The sequence below is a fragment of the Streptomyces sp. NPDC016469 genome (assembly GCF_040632905.1).
GTDB lineage: Bacteria > Actinomycetota > Actinomycetes > Streptomycetales > Streptomycetaceae > Streptomyces.
This window is the reverse complement of sequence record NZ_JBEYCQ010000006.1, coordinates 134,116-151,115: the sequence shown is the minus strand read 5'-3', so window position 1 is coordinate 151,115 and position 17,000 is coordinate 134,116. Positions and strand designations below refer to the sequence as shown.

The window sequence follows — 17,000 nt, the reverse complement described above, 5'->3', positions numbered from 1 at the left end:
CGGGGCTCCCGTCCAGGAGTGCGCCGGCGCGGTGGGTCAGCGCGGTGTGTCGAGGGCTGCTCGGAAAATGCTCAGCGCTGCCGCGATGTGCGGCAATTCGAGCGGGTCCGGGGCGGTGAGCGCCTCGGTCTGCCGCTCCGGGTCCGTGCCGAGGAGCGAGCCGGTGCCCAGACGGACCCGGAGCGCGCCCAGTTCGTCGCCGAAGCGGTGTCCGCCGGGGGCGGGGCCGCCGAGCCGGGCGGACAGGAACTCCTCCAGTTCGAGCGAGTCGGTGACGCCCCGGGCGGCGAGCCGGGAGCGGAGCGGGCCGAGGTCCGCGTAGAGGTGGCGGCCGGCCTGCGGGGGCCGGGCGAGGGCGCCCCAGCCGAGGACGGCGCGGTGCGCCTCGGTGGCGAGCCGGGCGTGCAGGGCGGCGGAGCGCCGGGCGCGGTCGGTCACGGCGTCCGGTTCGCGCAGCGCGTGGGCGGCGGCCGCCGCGACCGGCCCGGCGACGGAGGCACCGAGCGCGGTGAGGACGTCGAGCGTACGGGCGTGGCGGGCGGCGGCGCGTGCGGTGTCCGGGAACCGGGCGACGGCGACCGGCCAGGCGGCCGGGGTCAGCGCGCCGTACAGGCCGGAGACCACCGTGACGTCGTCGGGGCACATCTCGGCCGGGCTGACCAGGACCGTGTCGTGCGGGCGGTGCAGGGTGTCGCGCCAGGTCTCGTCGCTGACGATGTGCAGCCCCTCGTCCACGGCGGCCTCGCAGGCCTCGCGCACGAGTTCCGGCGGGGCGACCGTGGCGGTGGGGTCGTCGGCCACCGAGAGCAGCAGCAGCCTGGGCCGGCCGCCCTCGGCGCGCACCCGCCGCACGGTTTCGAGGAGGGCGTACGGGTCGGGCACTCCCCCGCACTCGGCGGGCGTGGGCACCTGGTAGGCGGGCCGGCCGAGCAGCCTGGCCTGCGGGATCCAGGACGCGGGGCAGGGGCGCGGCAGCAGCACGTCGCCCCCGTGCGCGGCGATCAGGGCGAGGAGCAGGGGCGCGGTGCCGGGGGCCGCCGCGACGCGCTCGGGGCCGCCGCGCAGTCCGCGCCGGTCCCAGTAGGCGCAGGCGGCCTCGCGCAGGGCGGCCGATCCGCCGGCGGGTTCGGGGGCGGCGCGGCCGGCGGCGCGGGCCAGCACCTCGGCCAGTTCCGGCAGCACGGGCAGGCCCGGCCAGGGAGCCGGCGGCCCGTACCGTACGGGGCCCCGGTCCTCCCGGACCGTGTCAGTGGCGCGCTGGTGCCGCCCGGTCCGCTCCCGGCCCATCGGGCCTCCTTCGCCGCCGCCCGCCACTCCGCCCCACCGTTCGCCCTCCGGACCTTTATACGAGGGAACGGGGCGGGGCGCCTGCTCTGATGCGGTTCACACCGTGCCCCGGTCGTGACCGAGGCGGCCGGAGAGCTCGTCGGCGCCTTCGAGAGCGAGGGCGGCGAGTTCCCGCTCGCGCTCCTCGGTCCAGCGGATCATCGGGACGGAGACGGAGAGCGCGGCGACGACCCGCCCCGACCGGTCGCGCACGGGCGCGGCGACACAGGAGACCCCCGGGCCGGACTCCTGGTGCTCCGTAGCGACGCCCCGTTCCCGTACGGCGTCGAGCGCGGCCCGCAGCTCGCGCTCGCCGGTGAGGGTGTGGGGGGTCAGGGCGGCCGGTTCGAGGCCGTCGAGCCGGGCGTCGAGCTCCGGGGCGGGCAGTGAGGCGAGGAGCATCTTGCCGGCGGACGTGCAGTGGGCGGGAAGCCGGTGGCCGGCCGCCGACACCGTGCGGACGGCGTGGGTGGAGTCCGCCTGGGCCACGCAGACGGCGTCGGTGCCGTCCAGGATCGCCACGTGCACGGACTCGCCGCACCGCTCGGCGACGCGCCGGGCGACCTGGCGGCCCTCGGCGGCGAGGTCGAGCTGTTCGGCGTACCGGCTGCCGAGCTGGTAGGTGCGCACGCCCAGCCGGTAGCGTCCGGGCCGCTCCGGCTCCGTGACCAGGTACGACCGGGCGGCGAGCGTGGTGAGCAGCTCGTGGACGGTGGTGCGGGGCAGTTGGAGCTTGCGGGTCACCTCGGGGGCGGACAGCGTGCCGTCGCCCTGGAGGAAGAGTTCGAGCACGTCGAGCGCCCTGGTCACCGCGGGGACGAGTCGCCCCATGGCCGTGCACCCCCCTCTCCTGTCCGGCGTCCAGGCCGGTGACCGCTATGACGATCACAGGCTACCTTCGGCGTGGCTGCTGGTTCGGGGCGGCGATGCGGGGTATCCGCTGTCGCATGTCGTCAGCGAGCAATGCTTCCGCCCCGTCCCGGATCGCCGGGCTGCGCGACCGGTTCCACCGGCGCGATCTCGCCGTGTTCCAGAATCTGGCCCAGCGGCACTGGCCGGCCGCGGGCCCGGTGCTGCCCCGTCTGAGCCGCAGCGCCAATCATGGGCTCCTGTGGGTCGGGGCGGCGGCCGGCATGGCCGCCTTCGGGGGCAGTGCCCGGGCCCGGCGGGCCGCGCTGCGGGGCATCGCCTCGCTCGCGGTGGCGTCGGCCGCGATCAACACGGTGGGCAAGGGGGCGGTCCGCAGGCAGCGGCCGCTCCTGGACGCCGTGCCGGTGATACGGCAGCTGAAGCGGCAGCCGGTGACCACGTCGTTCCCGTCCGGGCACGCGGCGTCGGCGGCCGCGTTCGCCACCGGGGTCGCGTTGGAGTCGCGGGGCTGGGGGGCGGTCGTCGCGCCCGTGGCCCTGTCCGTGGCGGCGTCCCGGGTGTACACCGGGGTGCACTACCCGAGCGATGTGCTGGCGGGCGCGGCGCTGGGCGTGGGTGCGGCGTTCGCCCTGCGGGGGGTGATACCGACCAGGGGGCAGCTGCCCGCGCCGGGGAGACCGCCGGCCGACGCTCCCGCCCTGCCCGGGGGCAGGGGCCTGGTGGTGGTCGCCAACCAGGAGTCGGGGACGGCGACCGCGACGGCCTCGCTGATCCGGAGCGCGCTGCCGGAGGCGGAGATCGTGGAGTGCCCGCCCGGCCGGCTCGCCTCGGAACTGGCGCAGGCGGCGGACCGATGCACGGCGCTCGGGGTGTGCGGCGGGGACGGCACGGTCAACCTGGCCGCCTCGGTGGCGGTGGAGCACGAGGTGCCGCTCGCGGTGTTCCCCGGCGGGACCCTCAACCACTTCGCGTACGACCTGGGCATCGAGACCGTCGCCGACGCCTGCTCCGCGCTCGTCGTCGGCAGCGCGGTCCGGGCGGACGTGGGCCGGTTCCGGCCGGGGCCCGGCGGCGCCGACGGCTACTTCCTGAACGCCTTCAGCCTGGGCGTGTACCCGGAGCTGGTGCGGATGCGGGAGCGGTGGTCGTCCCGGATCGGCGGCTGGCCGGCGGGCGTGCTCGCGGCCTTGCACGTGCTGCGCGGCGAGCGCCCCCTGGAGGCCGAACTCCAGGGCCGGTGCCGCCCGTTGTGGCTGCTGTTCATCGGCAACGGGCTCTTCCAGCGGGTGGGCCCGGCGCCGGGCCGGCGGCACAACCTCGCCGACGGACTGCTGGACGTCCGCGTGGTGCACGGCGGCCGCACGCCCGGCCTGAGGCTGCTCGCCGCGGCGGTCGCGGGCCCGCTGACCCGCTCCCCCATGCACGCGGCGGTGCGCCAGCAGCGGGTGCGGGTCTCCGGCCTGAAGCCGGGGACGCCGTACGCGTACGACGGCGAAGTGGCGCACAGCGAGATGGAGTTGATGATCGACAAGCTGCCGGAGGCGCTGACGGTGTACTGCCCGCGGCCGGTGTAGCACGACCGGGCCCGGGGCCCGACGAGGGGCGGTCGACGCGGAGCCGGCCGCCCCTTCGCACGCCCGGAGCGTTGTCCACATTGCAAGATACCCATCTCATTATTCGGCGACAGGCCCTACGGTGGTCCTACCGATCAGCGCTTTCGCGGTTCGGGTTTCGAGAGAGGACGCACGGCCATGCCGAAGGAGACCGCCGTCTACACCCACGGCCACCACGAGTCGGTGCTGCGCTCGCACCGGTGGCGCACCGCCGCCAACTCCGCGGCCTACCTCGTCGGCGAACTGCGCCCGGGCCTGGACGTGCTGGACGTCGGCTGCGGCCCGGGCACCATCACCGCGGACCTGGCCGCGCTGGTCGCCCCGGGCCGGGTGACCGCCGTCGACACCACCGACGACATCCTGGCCCAGGCGGCCGAGGTCGCCGCCGAACGCGGCCTGGACAACGTGGAGTTCGCCGTCGCGGACGTCCACGCGCTGGAATACCCCGACGACTCGTTCGACGTGGTCCACGCCCATCAGGTCCTCCAGCACGTCGGCGACCCGGTCCAGGCGCTGCGCGAGATGCGCCGGGTGTGCCGCCCCGGGGGCGTCGTCGCGGCACGCGACAGCGACTACGCGGCGATGACCTGGTTCCCCGAGTCGCCGGGCATGGACCGCTGGGCGGGCCTGTACGGGCGGGTGGCCCGCGCCAACGGCGGCGAGCCGGACGCCGGACGCCGGCTGCTGTCCTGGGCGCGGCGGGCCGGGTTCACCGACATCACGCCCACGGCGGGCTCGTGGTGTTACGCCACGCCGGAGAACCGGGCCTGGTGGAGCGGGCTGTGGGCCGACCGCACCGTCGGATCGGCGTACGCGAAGCTCGCGGTGGACGGCGGGCACGCCACGGCGGAGCAGCTGGCGGAGATCGCCGAGGCGTGGCGCGAGTGGGGCGCGCAGGACGACGGCTGGTTCATGGTGCCGCACGGCGAGGTGCTCTGCCGCGTCTGAGCGCGACCGGGGCCGAAGGGATCACATGGCGGCGGGCGGCCAACTAACCTGGCCGCCATGGAGATCCTGGGAACCACGCTGCGTATCTGCGTCGACGACCTGGAGGCCGCCGTGGCCTTCTACGAGCAGCTGACCGGCGCTCGGGCCCTCCGCTTCGAGCGCGGCGGGGTGTCCGTCGCCGCGATCAGCTGCTTCCTGCTGATGAGCGGCCCCGAATCGGAGCTGGAGATCCTGCGCAAGGTCACCGCGACCATCGCCGTGAAGGACGTGGACGAGGCCCACGCGTCCCTGACCCGGGTCGGCGCCCGCGTCATCGCGGGGCCCGTCCCGACCCCGGTCGGCCGCAACCTGATCGCGGTGCACCCGGACGGCTCGGTCTTCGAGTACGTCGACCGCAACCTGCCGGTCTAGGACGGGTCTTTCGGATCACGCCGGGCTCGCCGCGTGATCCGATGGACAGCGCCTAGCCGAGTCCGGCCCGCTCCAGCACCAGCGCCGCCAGCTCATCCGTGGGCAGCTCGCCGTCCAGCACCACCGTGTCCTCCCGCAGGCTGCCCACCGCCGCCACACACTCGGCGATCCGCGCCTTGCCCCAGCGCCGTGCCGCCTCGTCGCGCTCAGGATCGTCCGGCATCAACACCCGGTCGTGCAGCCGTTGTTCGAGGACGGCGGCGGAGACGTCGAGGAAGAAGTGGTGGACCGGGACGCCCGCCTTCTCCAGGGCCCCGAAGATCTCGTCGGCGTACGGTCTGCGGACCACGGTCATCGGCGCCAGGACCGGCCGGCCGTACTCCTCGACCAGCCCCTGGGCCAGCGAGGCCACCTGCCCGCGCCACAGCGGAAGGTTCTGGAAGTCGCCGCCCGGCGCCTCCACGATCTCGCGCAGCAGGAAGCCGACGTGCTCCGGGTCGAAGACGAGTGCGTCCGGCAGCCTGCGGTGCAGCTCGGCGACCAGGGTGGTCTTGCCGCTGCCGAAGGCCCCGTTGATCCAGATGATCATGTCGTGCTTCTCCCTGTCAGGTGCGCGGGCGCATCCGGTAGTTGTACGCGTCCGGCAGCGGTTCGTCCGTGAGCCGGTGCCACACCTCCTCGAGGATTTCCGCGCCCTCGCGCAGGTCCGCCACCTCGAAGCCCGCGTCGAACACGGCCTTCGCGGCGTCCTTCCGGCCCTCCGCGACGAGCAACTGCGCCTCCAGCAGCCGGAACCGGCCGCGCGTCCGGACCTCTGGGGGCAGCCCTGTCCACACCGTGCGGGCGGCCTCGGTTCGCCCCGCCGTGAGCAGCGCCTCGATCGCCTCCCGGCCCAGCGCGGCGGTCGCCGCCGTCCACGCCTCGTCGCCGTCACGGCGCTCCGCGCTCAGCCCGTCGAACGCCTCCGCGTAGTACTCGGCGGCCAGTTCGCGCTGGCCGCTCACCAGGGCGGCGACGGCCAGGCAGCGCAGCGGCGGCCAGCGGGAGGCGGCCGTGGCCAAACCGCGTTCCCAGCTGCGGACCGCCTGGGCGCGGTCGTCGGCGTGCCACTGCGCGATGCCGAGGTGGTATTCGGTGTGCGGTTCGGCGGGGGCCGTCTCCAGCATGTCGCGCCAGTGCCGGGAGACCAGGGTGGGCCCGGGGACCGTCCCCTCGGGGCCGGGGAACGTGCCCTGGTCCAGCAGTTCGAGCCAGGGGGCCTGCTCCTCACCCAGCGTGTCCTCGCCGAACGGCGTGCCGGGCAGCTTGTACCGGCCGCGTCGCACCTCCAGGGCGCCCCAGCCGGACCCCGTGGCGAGGCGTTCGCCCGGTTCGGTGTCGGCGTGGGCGCGCCAGGCGGTGTACGCGGCGTCCACATCGGCGCGCGGCAGGGCGTCCGCGAGCCGCCGCTCGGTCTCGGCGCGGGCCGCCGCCCAGTCGTCGCCGTGCACGACGGAGGGGTCGGCGGCGAGCGGCCCGTACGACTCCAGCCAGCTGAACTCGCCGCCCGGTTCCAGCGGGACGTGTTCCAGCTGGGTGCGGGCCAGTCCGGCCTGGATCTCCGCGTAGCCGCCGGTGCCGGGCTCGGTGAGCCGTTCCTGCCAGCGCCGCCCGCCGCGCCCGCTGCCCCAGAGGAACAGCTTGCGGCCCCGCAGCAGATCGGTGGAGGTCTGGACGAGTCCGCGGCCCTGCTCGTCCAGGGCGGCGATCCAGCGGCGGGCGCCGTCGGGCACCTCGTAGAAGTAGTCGGCGGGGTACTCGCCGCGCAGCGGGTAGGTGCGGTCGGTGCCACCGCTCCCGGGGACCGGGACCCGGGTCAGGGCGCGCTCGTACCCGAAGTGCCACGCCTCGTCGGCCGGGGCGATCACCCGGGTGCCCGCGTCCTCGGGGACGGCGGTGCTGGACCACCAGTAGACGGGCGCGGGCTGCTCGTGCGGGTTGCGTATCCGTACGCCGACGTGCAGGAACGCGGAGTCGGCGGGGAGCCACAGGTCCACCTGGAACGGCAGGTCGCGCAGCCGCTCCCACTCCCAGAGCCGGACCATCTCGCCACCGTCGGGCGCCGGGACGAGCGCCGCGTGCACCGGGGCGCAGGAGAGCGTGGTGTGCCCGGTGGCGCCGATGTTCCACTCGATGCCGCCGGAGAACCAGGCGCCGTTGAGCGCGAAGTCGGCGGGCTGGAGGACCGGGTTGGCGTAGACGAGGTCGCGGCCGGACGGCTTGTGGACGAGGGAGTGGATGCGGCCGCCGAGTCCGGGCAGCACGGTGACGCGCAGGTGCTCGTTCTCGATGACGATCGCGTCGAGGTCCGTGGGGGTGCGCTCGCGCCCGTACCCGTCGAGGAGGCGGACGGGCAGGACGGTGGTCAGGGGCGCGTGGCCGAGCCGGCGGGCCATGTCGCGCGGGAGCCCGGCCCGGTCCCGGTCGTCGATGACGTGGGTCTCGTCCAGCGGCCGCAGCGCGGGCAGCGGGTTCTCCGGCCCGGTCGCCGCCGCGGGCAGGGTCAGGACGGCACGCCGTACGGTGGTGGCCAAGGCAACCTCGCTCCCTCGCGCGGGCCGCCACAGGTCCGGGCGCCCCCCGATGACCATGGAACACGCCGGTCGCCGCCCGGACAAGGGGTGTCTTGCCGACGGAGCCGACCCCCGCGGCGCCCGGAATTCCGTTTCCGTCCCGCTCCCGGCCCCCGTACGCTCCCTGCGGACACGTACGCGGCAGCCGAGAGGAACAGCGGAACAGATGAGTACGCAGCACACGTACCGGGTGATCGTGCGCGGCACGTGGCAGGACCTGACGGACGCGGCGCGCGAGCGGCTGCTGGCCGAGGTCGAGGAGCACGGGCTGGCCGCGATGCAGTTCACTGAGGAGGGGTCGCTCACCTACGACCGGGTCCTCAAGCACTTCAGCTTCCGCTATGTGGTCGTCTCGGACGCCGAGGACGGCGAGGAGATGGCCGGCGCGATCGCCGAGGACCGGGCGCTGACGACACTGCGCGAGGCGGGGTACGGACACGGGGAGCTGCGGTCCACGGTGACGGACATGGACACGATGAAGATCAACTACAAGCGGCGGTGACGCGGGGCCGCGCGGCCGGGAGGACCGGGCGCGCGGCGCACCGCTGCTACTGGGGCGCCGGCGCCGTGGAGCCCCGGGGCGTCAGGGACGGGGTCGGCACCTGGAGGGAACCGCTGTGCTTCCCCTCCGTCAGGGCGAACAGGGTGCGGGCCACCTCGGCGCCGAAGTGATGGACGTCGTGGCTCATCGCCGACAGGGTGGGATGGGTGATCCGGCACAGCTGGGAGTCGTCCCACGCCAGCAGTGACACGTCGTCCGGGACGACGAACCCCATCTCCGCCGCGACGCCGGCCCCCGCGACCGCCATGATGTCGTTGTCGTAGACGATCGCGGTCGGCCGGTTGCTCGCCAGCAGCAGGGAGCGCGTCGCCCGGGCGCCTTCCCGCTCATCGAAGCCCGTCGCGATCTGGGTCCCCTGTTCCAGCCCGAGTTCCCTGACCGTGGCGTCGAACGCCCGCGTCCGGATCGCGCTGTGCCCGAATCCGGCGGGACCGCCGACCCGTGCCAGTCGCCGGTGTCCGAGGGCGGCCAGATAGCGGACGGCCTCCGCCGTCGCCGTGGCGTCGTCGGTCCACACCGCGGGGAACGAGCCGGTGAGCGACGGATGGCCGACGGCGACCGCCGGCAGCCCGATGGCCTCCAGCGCCGGGACGCGTGGGTCGTCGGCCCGGAAGTCGACGAGGACCGCGCCGGCGATGGTCTGGCTGCGCCACCAGGTGCGGTACAGCTCGATCTCCTCATCGACATCACGCACCAGGCGCAGGAGCAGGGAGCAGGACCGTTCGGCGAGCACGGCCTCGATGCCCGAGATGAAGTCCATGTAGAAGGGCTCCAGGCCGAGCAGGCGGGCCGGGCGGCACAGCACGAGGCCGATGATGTCGGCACGCCGGCCGGAGAGGGTGCGCGCCGTCTGGTTGGGCGCCCAGCCCAGCTCCCGGGCCGCGGCGAAAATGCGCTCCCGGGTCGCGTCCGACACCCCGGGCTTCTGGTTGAACGCCAGGGAGACCGCACCCTTGGAGACGCCCGCCCGGGCTGCGACATCCTTGATGGTCACGCGGACCGGAGCGCTCACCGCTCGCCCACGCAGAACAAGGCCCCCCGGACGTCGTCGGCGGTGACGTCGCCGCACCCGTCGACCCGGATACGGACCTGCTCCCCGGCCAGCAGTGTGGTGAGGCCCCGGTCGGCCGTGGCGCCGGGGGCGAGCCGGTCCGCCTGCAGGAGAAGATCCCTGATGAGTGTGTGTGCTATGACCACCACGTGGACGTTACCACTGCCGTCCGGACCGGGCTCCACAACGATGTCGAAGGCCGGCCGCTCGTAGGCGAACTCCTTGTCGGGGACGGGGAAGAAGGTGGCCCGCAGTCCGTCGGCGTCGGCGACCAGGAACTCCTTGGTGCTGAGCTCGGCGGGCGCCAGCCCCGGGGGGACGGGGAGCCGGACCACGGAGCGGGCGGCGACCGTCACCTCCTGGGCGCCCCGGCCCGTGGTCGACCCGTCGGCCTCGATGCGGCGCAGGGTCACTTCGGTGCGCCAGGGTGTCGGGGACTGGTTGACCACGGTGAGCACCGGCCCCCGGTCACCGGGTTGCAGGGTCAGCAGGCGGTCCGCGTAGACCCGGCGGAGCTCGTGGTGGAGCGGCTTGAGGCGGCCGTCCCCGTCGACGGCGGCCCAGGAGCTGACCGGCCAGCAGTCGTTGAGCTGCCAGACGACGGTGCCGGCGCAGACCGGCCAGTGGGAGCGCCAGTGCTCGATGCCGGCGGCGACGGCACGGGCCTGCACGACCTGGGTCAGGTAGTGCCAGCGGTCGAAGTCGCCCTCGGGCAGGGCGAAGTGGCGGGCGACCCCGCGGTCCAGCTTGCCGTTGCCGTCCTCGGCCTTCTGGTGGTGGAGCATGCCGGGTGAGTCGGGCGCCAGGTCCTCGCCGGGGAGGGCGCGCCGGAGCGTGGCCAGCGCGGGCGGGGCCTGCCAGCCGAACTCCGAGACGAACCGGGGGACGTTCGCCCGGTACTCGGCGTAGTCCTGGCGGTTCCACACCTCCCAGGAGTGGTACGTCCCGTGGGCCGGGTCGTTGGGGTGGTGGTCCCACGATCCCGACCAGGGGCTGCCCGCACTGTAGGCACGGGTGGGGTCGAGCTCGGCCACTACGCGGGGCAGCAGGCCGAGGTAGTAGCCCTCACCCCAGGAGTCACCGGCGAGTCCGGGCTCCCAGTCCCAGTCGCGGAAGCCCCAGAGGTTCTCGTTGTTCCCGTTCCACAGGACCAGACTGGCGTGCGGCATGAGCCGGACAACGTTGTCACGCGCCTCGGCCTCGACCTCACCCCGCAAGGGCTGCTCCTCGGGATACGCGGCGCAGGCGAAGAGGAAGTCCTGCCAGACCATCAGCCCCAGCTCGTCGCAGGCGTCGTAGAACGCCTCGTCCTCGTAGATGCCGCCGCCCCAGATGCGCACCAGGTCGACGTTGGCGTCGGCCGCCTGCCGCAGCCGGGTCCGGTAGCGCTCGGGGGTGATGCGCGAGGGGAACACGTCGTCCGGGATCCAGTTGACGCCCCGGGCGAAGACGCGCTCGCCGTTGACGACGAGGGTGAAGCCGGTGCCGTGCTCGTCCGGGGTGCGGTCCAGCCCGACGGTGCGGAAGCCGATGCGCCGCTGCCAGGTGTCCAGCGCACCCCCCTCGTCGTACAGGGTGACCTCCAGCTCGTAGAGAGGCTGCTCCCCGTAACCGCGCGGCCACCAGAGCCGAGGACGGTCGACCGTCAGCCGCACCACCGCCTCGTCCCCCTCGAAGCGGACCTCCGCCTCCTCGCCTGCCACCGCGGCCCGCGCCCGCAGCCCGGTGGCGGCCCCGGACGCCGTGCGTTCCACCTGAAGCCTCACCTCCACGGCCCCCCGGTCCCCGTCGACGGTGACGAGGGGGCGAACGGTGGCGAGACGGGCGGTCGACCAGTGCTCCAGGCGTACGGGCCGCCAGATGCCGGCCGTGACGAGCGTCGGCCCCCAGTCCCAGCCGAAGCTGCAGGCCATCTTGCGTATGTACTGGAACGGCTCGGGATACACGTTGGGCCGGTCGCCGGTGATCGCCCGTACGGATTCGGCCTCCTCGTACGCGGAGGCGAAGCGCACCTCCAACTGCCCCTTCAGGCCTGTGGCGTCGAACCGGTACGTGCGGTGCATGTTCCGGGTGGCTCCGAGCTCCCGGCCGGCGAAGGTGATCCGCGCGGCGGTGTCGAGGCCTTCGAAGACCAGGTCGGTGCGCTCGTGGGCACTGTCGTGGGAGACGTCGGTGACGTACGCCCAGTCCCGTCGGCCGACCCAGGCGACCTCGGCCTCGTTCCGTTCGAGGAAGGGGTCCGGGATGAGGCCTGCGGCAAGCAGGTCCGTGTGGACACAGCCGGGGACCCGGGCGGGCAGCAGCGCCTCGTCATGGCGCAGCTTCCAGCCTTCGGCAAGCGGGGTGATGTCCTTCATGGTGCGGCTCCAATCGGCCCAGTGCGCGCGCTGACAGATGTTCGACGCCGCACAACCTAACCCGCCGATGGATCACTGTCCATAAACCGGTCTAGTCACGGGACGGCAACACGCCCGCCTCGGCACACGCCGCTCACCTGCAACAACGCAAGGCGCGGTAACGATTCCGCATCGCAGGGGAAACAAACGCTTTACCGGTTCACCCCCGCCCTGCCATAGTGCCGACATCCGGCGCAGACCCGAGCCGCCGTCCGAAGGAGTTGGGCACATGGGGAAGACCAGGACACTCACAGGTGCGTTTCTGGCCATCGCGACACTGACCGCCACGGGTTGCAGTGGCAGCGGTACGCCGTCGACCGAGACGGCCTCCGCCCCGGCGGACGCGAGCAAGGCGAGTGGCACCATCACGGTCCTGACGCAGCGGACGGACCTGATCAAGAGCGGGGCCATGAAGGCTTACGCGGCGGAGTTCAACAAGGTCTACCCCAAGATCAAGGTGAAGTTCGAGGGCCTCACCGATTACGAGGGCGAAGTCAAGATCCGTATGAACACGGACAAATACGGTGACGTGCTGATGATTCCGGCAGCGGTCGCCAAGAACGACTACCCCAAGTTCTTCGCGCCGCTGGGGTCGTCCATCGAGATGGCGGACAAGTACCGCTTCAGCGACAAGTCGGAGGTCAACGGCAAGACCTACGGCATCGCCCAGTTCGGTACGGCCAACGGCTTCGTCTACAACAAGGCCCTCTGGAAGAAGGCCGGCATCACCGCCTGGCCGAACTCTCCGCAGGAGTTCATCGCGGACCTCAAGGCGGTCAAGGCGAAGACCGGGTCGACTCCCTATTACACCAACTTCAAGGACGGCTGGCCGCTGGTCCAGTGGTCCGCCAACATCGGCTCCGTCAGCTGCGACAAGGAGGCCAACAACAAGCTGGCGGGCGCCGTCTCGCCCTGGAAGGCGGGCAGCGAACTCGGAGTGATCGACAACCTGCTCTTCGACATCGTCAAGGACGGGCTCTCGGAGAAGGACCCCAGCACCACCAACTGGGAAGCGTCCAAGAGCAAGCTCGCCAAGGGTGAGATCGGCTCCATGATGGTCGGTTCCTGGGCGATCACACAGATGCGCGACGCCGCCGAGAAGGCCGGCAAGAGCCCCGACGACATCGGCTACATGCCCGTCCCCGTCCAGCAGGACGAAGGGCAGCAGTGCGCGACGCTCGTCTCGGACTACCAGCAGGCCGTCAACATCCACTCGGACCACAAGGAAGCGGCCCGGGCCTGGATCGACTGGTTCACGGAGAAGTCCGGCTACTCCGCCAAGGAGGGAGCCGTCCCCACCCTGAAGTCGGCCCCCATGCCCGACACCCTCAAGGAATTCGTTGACAACGATGTCATGTTCGTCGAACGCTCGGAGCGCAAGACGGGCACGGTGAACGACATCGACAACGCCGCCGAGATCGGCCTCAACAAGCCCGACTACCGGCAGAAGCTGATCGACATCGCCCGGGGGGCGCAGAAGGGCAGCACCGAAAGCTACTTCGGCGAGCTGAACAAGAAATGGGACGACGCCGCGAAGACCGCCGGTTCCTGACCCGGCGCGGGTCCCGGCCGCAGAGGAGCGGCTGGGACCCTTCCCGCGCACACCGCATGACCGACGCGGACGACGAAAGGCCCGACATGACCGAGACGACCGAGGCGGTGAGCGTGAAAACGCCCCGCGCGACGCCCCAGCGGCGCGGCACCTCCCCCACGGGCAGCAGCCCCCGCCGGCGCAGGCCCCGGGGCCGGTCGCTCCGCCGCGCGACGCCGTGGCTGTTCCTGGTGGCGCCGCTGGCCCTGCTGATCACGTTCACCTACGTGCCGGTGGGCAACATGCTCTACTACAGCTTCACGGACTGGGACGGGATCAGCCCCGACCGGAACTTCACGGGCATGGACAACTACGTCCAGATCTTCACCCGGCCCGAGCTCTTCCGGGTCTTCTTCGTGAGCTTCTACTACCTCGCGGCGTCCGCGGTCCAGATCGTGATCGCGCTGTACTTCGCCACGGTGCTCAGCTTCGACCTGCGGTTCCGCAACCTTTTCAAGGGACTGCTCTTCTTCCCCTACCTCATCAACGGCGTCGCCATCGGGTTCGTCTTCCTGTACTTCTTCCAGGACGGCGGCACCCTGGACACGGTGCTGTCCTGGTTCGGCCGGAGCCCCGACCACGCGTGGCTGGGCGACCCCGCCTCTGCCAACACGTCACTCGCCGGCGTCGCGGTGTGGCGTTTCACGGGCCTCAACTTCGTCCTGTTCCTCGGCGCGATCCAGTCCATTCCCGGGGAGCTGTACGAGGCCGCCCAGCTCGACGGGGCGAACAGGTGGGAGCAGTTCCGGCACATCATCGCTCCGAGCATCCGGCCCGTGCTGAGCCTGAGCGTCATTCTCGCGATCTCCGGATCACTCGCGGTGTTCGAGATCCCCTGGATCATGACCGGGGGCGCGACCGGCACCTCCACGTTCGTCATCCAGACCGTGAAGCTCGCGTTCCAGTTCAACAAGACCGGGCTGGCATCGGCGGCCGCCGTGGTGCTGCTGCTGATCATTCTGCTGATCACCTGGATCCAGCGCCGGCTCGTGCCCGACGAAAAGGTGGACCTCGTATGACCACGGCCCCGCAGACCGCTGCCCCGAAGACCGCGGGCCACGCCCGCACCGCACCCGGCCGCCCCCGTGCCCGCACGCGCGGCCGGATCGGCCAGTCGCTCGTCTACCTGTCGCTCGTCATCGCCTCGCTGGTGGTCGTCCTCCCGCTCGCCGTCGTCTTCCTCACCTCGCTGAAGACCTCCTCGGAGGCCACCGACGGCGGAGCCCTGTCGCTCCCGGGCGACTGGCTGAACTTCGACAACTACGCGACCGCGTTCTCCGACGGCCAGATGCTGACGGCTTTCGGCAACACCGCGTTCATCCTGCTGTTCTCCATCACCGGCACGGTGCTGATCGGCTCGATGACGGCCTACGCCATCGACCGGTTCCACTTCCGGGCGAAGAAGCTCGTGATGGCGCTCTTCCTGATCGCCACCCTCGTGCCCGGGGTCACCACGCAGGTCGCGACCTTCCAGGTCGTCAACAGCTTCGGCCTGTTCGACACCCGCTGGGCCCCGATTCTGCTGTACATGGGCACGGACATCGTCTCGATCTACATCTTCCTGCAGTTCATCCGCGGCATCCCCGTATCCCTGGACGAGGCCGCGCGGCTGGACGGGGCGAACTCGTTCACGATCTACCGGAAGATCATCTTCCCGCTGCTCAAGCCGGCGATCGCGACCGTGGTGATCATCAAGGGGATCACCGTCTACAACGACTTCTACATCCCCTTCCTCTACATGCCCTCACCGGAGCTCGGCACGGTCTCCACCGCACTGTTCCGCTTCAAGGGTCCGTTCGGAGCGCACTGGGAGAACATCTCCGCGGGGGCCGTCCTCGTCATCATCCCGACGCTGATCGCCTTCCTCTTCCTCCAGCGTTACATCTACAACGGCTTCGCCCAGGGCGCGACGAAGTAGCGGCCCGCCCACCCGAACCCGGCCGGCACCGACCTCCGAAGAGGGTCGGTGCACTGCCGTGCCCCGCAGAGACGGAAGGTTCGGGTGTCCGAGGGCGCACGCCTGACCCGGTTCACGCACTCGCCGGCTCAGCGGCGGAAGGCCGCTGAGCCGGCGAGTGCTTATCGTCCTTGTCGCCCGCTGCCGAGCACGATGCGATGTGACGGCCCGTCCCCTTTCTCACCGATACGCGTAAAGCGGGAAAGGAGAGGGAGACCCTTGGCGCCTCTGCACAAAACCGGTCAAGTCACGGGGCTTCCGAATACGGGTGAATCGACGCATCGACGCGGGCCCGTGGAGCGCCCGTGTCGACGGTGGCCCGGTACAGCTCCCCGTCCCCGTCGACCGCCACCCGCTCCCCCGCCGGCGCGTACGCCGAGCCGCCCGCACCAAGTGGGACGACACCCCGCGGACCGCTCAGGCGCACCCGCCCGCGCGTGCAGACGAGGATGTGCGGAGCTGTCGCGTCCAGGACCACGGCCGGGCCGCCCTCCGCCACCCGGACGCGCGAGAGCCGGAAGTCGTCCACCGGCGCCGGGTACACCTCCTCCGGCCCGTCCGGGGCCGGCCTCACGACGCGCACGGGCGGTGCGTCGAACCGCACGACGCGCAGGAGTTCCGCGGTGTCCACGTGCTTGGCCGTCAGACCGCAGCGCAGCACGTTGTCCGAAGCGGCCATGATCTCGACCGCCAGCCCGCGCACATAGGCGTGGGGCACACCGGCCCCGAGGAACAGCCCCTCGCCGGGTGCCAGCCGGACGGTCCGCAGCATCAGCGCGGCGAGCAGTCCGGCGTCTCCCGGGTGCGCCCGCGCCACGCGGTCGTAGAGAGCGAAGTCCTTCTGGTGGGGCCCGTCCGACCGCGCCTCGCGCGCGACCGCCTCGGCCACCGCCGCGACGAGGGCCGGGGAGGGCGCGAGAAACGCGGAGAACACCGCCCGCAGCGCCTCCTCCTCCTCGGGGTGCGTACGCAAGGCCACGCAGTGCGGGTCCAGTCCGGCGACCCGGAGCGCGGAGAGCAGCCCGGCGCATTCCCCTGGCGTCCGGAAGCCGCACAGCCCCTCGAACTCCCCCAGGGCGACGACCATCTCCGGTTTGTGGTTGTCGTCGCGGTAGTTGCGGTGCGGGGCGTCGAGCGGGACGGCGGCGGCGTTCTCGATCCGGAAGCCGACCGCGGCCTGGGCCAGGTCGGGATGGACCTGGAGCGAAAGGGGCGCGTCCGCCGCGAGCAGCTTGAGGAGGAACGGCAGCCGGGCGCCGAAGCGCCGGAGCACCGCATCGCCCAGCTCGGCGGCCGGCGCGGCCTCGATCACGGCGTCGAGCGGCAGGTCCCCCTCCGGGCGCCGGACCAGTGAGGGGGCGCCGGGGTGCGCGCCCATCCACAGCTCCGCCTGGGGCCGGCCGTCCGGGGCGACCCCCAGCAGGCCGGGCAGGGCCGTGGTGGAGCCCCAGGCGTAGGGGCGCACGGTGTTGACGAGTGGTTCCACGTGTACTTCCTTACGGGTCCGGCAGGCGTCGCCATGCCCGGATTCGCGGGGGTCAGGGGTGCATGGCCGGTACGGGCCCGGTGGCCGGTACGGGCCCGGTGGCCGGTACGGGCCCGGTGGCCGGTACGGGCCCGGTGGCCGGTACGGGCCCGGTGGCCGGTACGGGCCCGGTGGCCG

Annotated in this window: 14 protein-coding genes; 7 read left to right on the top strand and 7 right to left on the bottom strand. The window is 72.5% G+C overall.

Going from position 1 to position 17,000, the window contains the following annotated elements; all coding sequences use genetic code 11:
• Positions 1–36: 36 nt before the first annotated feature.
• A complete protein-coding gene (locus ABZ565_RS08800) occupies positions 37–1,287 on the bottom strand; it encodes an aminotransferase class I/II-fold pyridoxal phosphate-dependent enzyme (RefSeq protein WP_361022274.1) in 1,251 nt (416 codons plus the stop codon).
• A gap of 96 nt (positions 1,288–1,383) precedes the next feature.
• Positions 1,384–2,157: an IclR family transcriptional regulator gene (locus tag ABZ565_RS08795; protein WP_361022271.1), complete on the bottom strand. Its 774-nt coding sequence runs from the start codon at positions 2,155–2,157 to the stop codon at positions 1,384–1,386.
• A gap of 116 nt (positions 2,158–2,273) precedes the next feature.
• Between ABZ565_RS08795 and ABZ565_RS08790 the strand changes: the two genes are divergently transcribed.
• The 3 genes from ABZ565_RS08790 to ABZ565_RS08780 all read left to right on the top strand — a co-directional run bounded on the left by ABZ565_RS08790 (position 2,274) and on the right by ABZ565_RS08780 (position 5,168).
• Complete coding sequence (locus ABZ565_RS08790; protein WP_361022268.1) at positions 2,274–3,770, top strand: phosphatase PAP2 family protein; 1,497 nt, start codon at positions 2,274–2,276, stop codon at positions 3,768–3,770.
• Between the two features lie 177 nt (positions 3,771–3,947).
• Positions 3,948–4,757, top strand: a complete 810-nt coding sequence (locus ABZ565_RS08785; protein WP_361022265.1) for a methyltransferase domain-containing protein — start codon at positions 3,948–3,950, stop codon at positions 4,755–4,757.
• Between the two features lie 57 nt (positions 4,758–4,814).
• Positions 4,815–5,168 (top strand): VOC family protein, encoded by a 354-nt coding sequence (locus tag ABZ565_RS08780; RefSeq protein WP_361022262.1) that lies wholly within the window; start codon positions 4,815–4,817, stop codon positions 5,166–5,168.
• A 52-nt stretch (positions 5,169–5,220) separates the two neighbouring features.
• Here ABZ565_RS08780 and ABZ565_RS08775 read toward each other — a convergent pair whose 3' ends face one another.
• Positions 5,221–5,757: an AAA family ATPase gene (locus tag ABZ565_RS08775; protein ID WP_361022259.1), complete on the bottom strand. Its 537-nt coding sequence runs from the start codon at positions 5,755–5,757 to the stop codon at positions 5,221–5,223.
• A gap of 16 nt (positions 5,758–5,773) precedes the next feature.
• Entirely contained in the window at positions 5,774–7,741 is a 1,968-nt protein-coding gene (locus tag ABZ565_RS08770; RefSeq protein WP_361022256.1) for a DUF5107 domain-containing protein, read from the bottom strand.
• A gap of 205 nt (positions 7,742–7,946) precedes the next feature.
• On the opposite strand from ABZ565_RS08770, the gene ABZ565_RS08765 reads away from it, so the two are divergent.
• Entirely contained in the window at positions 7,947–8,282 is a 336-nt protein-coding gene (locus ABZ565_RS08765) for a DUF6204 family protein (RefSeq protein ID WP_361022253.1), read from the top strand.
• Between the two features lie 46 nt (positions 8,283–8,328).
• Here the strand turns inward: ABZ565_RS08765 and ABZ565_RS08760 are convergent, their stop codons facing one another.
• Positions 8,329–9,354 carry a LacI family DNA-binding transcriptional regulator gene (locus ABZ565_RS08760; protein WP_361022250.1) on the bottom strand — a complete coding sequence of 342 codons (1,026 nt, stop codon included), beginning with the start codon at positions 9,352–9,354 and terminating at the stop codon, positions 8,329–8,331.
• Positions 9,351–11,750 carry a glycoside hydrolase family 2 protein gene (locus ABZ565_RS08755; RefSeq protein WP_361022247.1) on the bottom strand — a complete coding sequence of 800 codons (2,400 nt, stop codon included), beginning with the start codon at positions 11,748–11,750 and terminating at the stop codon, positions 9,351–9,353. The genes ABZ565_RS08760 and ABZ565_RS08755 overlap by 4 nt, the downstream gene beginning before the upstream one ends.
• 268 nt (positions 11,751–12,018) lie before the next feature.
• On the opposite strand from ABZ565_RS08755, the gene ABZ565_RS08750 reads away from it, so the two are divergent.
• The 3 genes from ABZ565_RS08750 to ABZ565_RS08740 all read left to right on the top strand — a co-directional run bounded on the left by ABZ565_RS08750 (position 12,019) and on the right by ABZ565_RS08740 (position 15,298).
• On the top strand, positions 12,019–13,341 hold the full coding sequence (locus ABZ565_RS08750; protein WP_361022244.1) for an ABC transporter substrate-binding protein: 1,323 nt from the start codon (positions 12,019–12,021) through the stop codon (positions 13,339–13,341).
• An 86-nt stretch (positions 13,342–13,427) separates the two neighbouring features.
• Positions 13,428–14,399, top strand: coding sequence for a sugar ABC transporter permease (locus tag ABZ565_RS08745; RefSeq protein WP_361022241.1), 972 nt, complete (start codon positions 13,428–13,430; stop codon positions 14,397–14,399).
• The gene (locus ABZ565_RS08740; protein WP_361022238.1) at positions 14,396–15,298 is read left to right on the top strand and encodes a carbohydrate ABC transporter permease; all 903 of its coding nucleotides are present in this window, start codon (positions 14,396–14,398) and stop codon (positions 15,296–15,298) included. The genes ABZ565_RS08745 and ABZ565_RS08740 overlap by 4 nt, the downstream gene beginning before the upstream one ends.
• Positions 15,299–15,584: 286 nt before the next feature.
• Here the strand turns inward: ABZ565_RS08740 and manA are convergent, their stop codons facing one another.
• The gene (manA, locus tag ABZ565_RS08735) at positions 15,585–16,823 is read right to left on the bottom strand and encodes a mannose-6-phosphate isomerase, class I (RefSeq protein WP_361022235.1); all 1,239 of its coding nucleotides are present in this window, start codon (positions 16,821–16,823) and stop codon (positions 15,585–15,587) included.
• Positions 16,824–17,000 lie beyond the last annotated feature (177 nt).

Bases quoted from the DNA above. Each gene is read 5' to 3' on its own strand.
- ABZ565_RS08800 (WP_361022274.1), bottom strand. From the start codon at position 1,287: ATGGGCCGGGAGCGGACCGGGCGGCACCAGCGCGCCACTGACACGGTC.
- ABZ565_RS08795 (WP_361022271.1), bottom strand. From the start codon at position 2,157: ATGGGGCGACTCGTCCCCGCGGTGACCAGGGCGCTCGACGTGCTCGAA.
- ABZ565_RS08790 (WP_361022268.1), top strand. From the start codon at position 2,274: ATGTCGTCAGCGAGCAATGCTTCCGCCCCGTCCCGGATCGCCGGGCTG.
- ABZ565_RS08785 (WP_361022265.1), top strand. From the start codon at position 3,948: ATGCCGAAGGAGACCGCCGTCTACACCCACGGCCACCACGAGTCGGTG.
- ABZ565_RS08780 (WP_361022262.1), top strand. From the start codon at position 4,815: ATGGAGATCCTGGGAACCACGCTGCGTATCTGCGTCGACGACCTGGAG.
- ABZ565_RS08775 (WP_361022259.1), bottom strand. From the start codon at position 5,757: ATGATCATCTGGATCAACGGGGCCTTCGGCAGCGGCAAGACCACCCTG.
- ABZ565_RS08765 (WP_361022253.1), top strand. From the start codon at position 7,947: ATGAGTACGCAGCACACGTACCGGGTGATCGTGCGCGGCACGTGGCAG.
- ABZ565_RS08755 (WP_361022247.1), bottom strand. From the start codon at position 11,750: ATGAAGGACATCACCCCGCTTGCCGAAGGCTGGAAGCTGCGCCATGAC.
- ABZ565_RS08750 (WP_361022244.1), top strand. From the start codon at position 12,019: ATGGGGAAGACCAGGACACTCACAGGTGCGTTTCTGGCCATCGCGACA.
- ABZ565_RS08745 (WP_361022241.1), top strand. From the start codon at position 13,428: ATGACCGAGACGACCGAGGCGGTGAGCGTGAAAACGCCCCGCGCGACG.
- ABZ565_RS08740 (WP_361022238.1), top strand. From the start codon at position 14,396: ATGACCACGGCCCCGCAGACCGCTGCCCCGAAGACCGCGGGCCACGCC.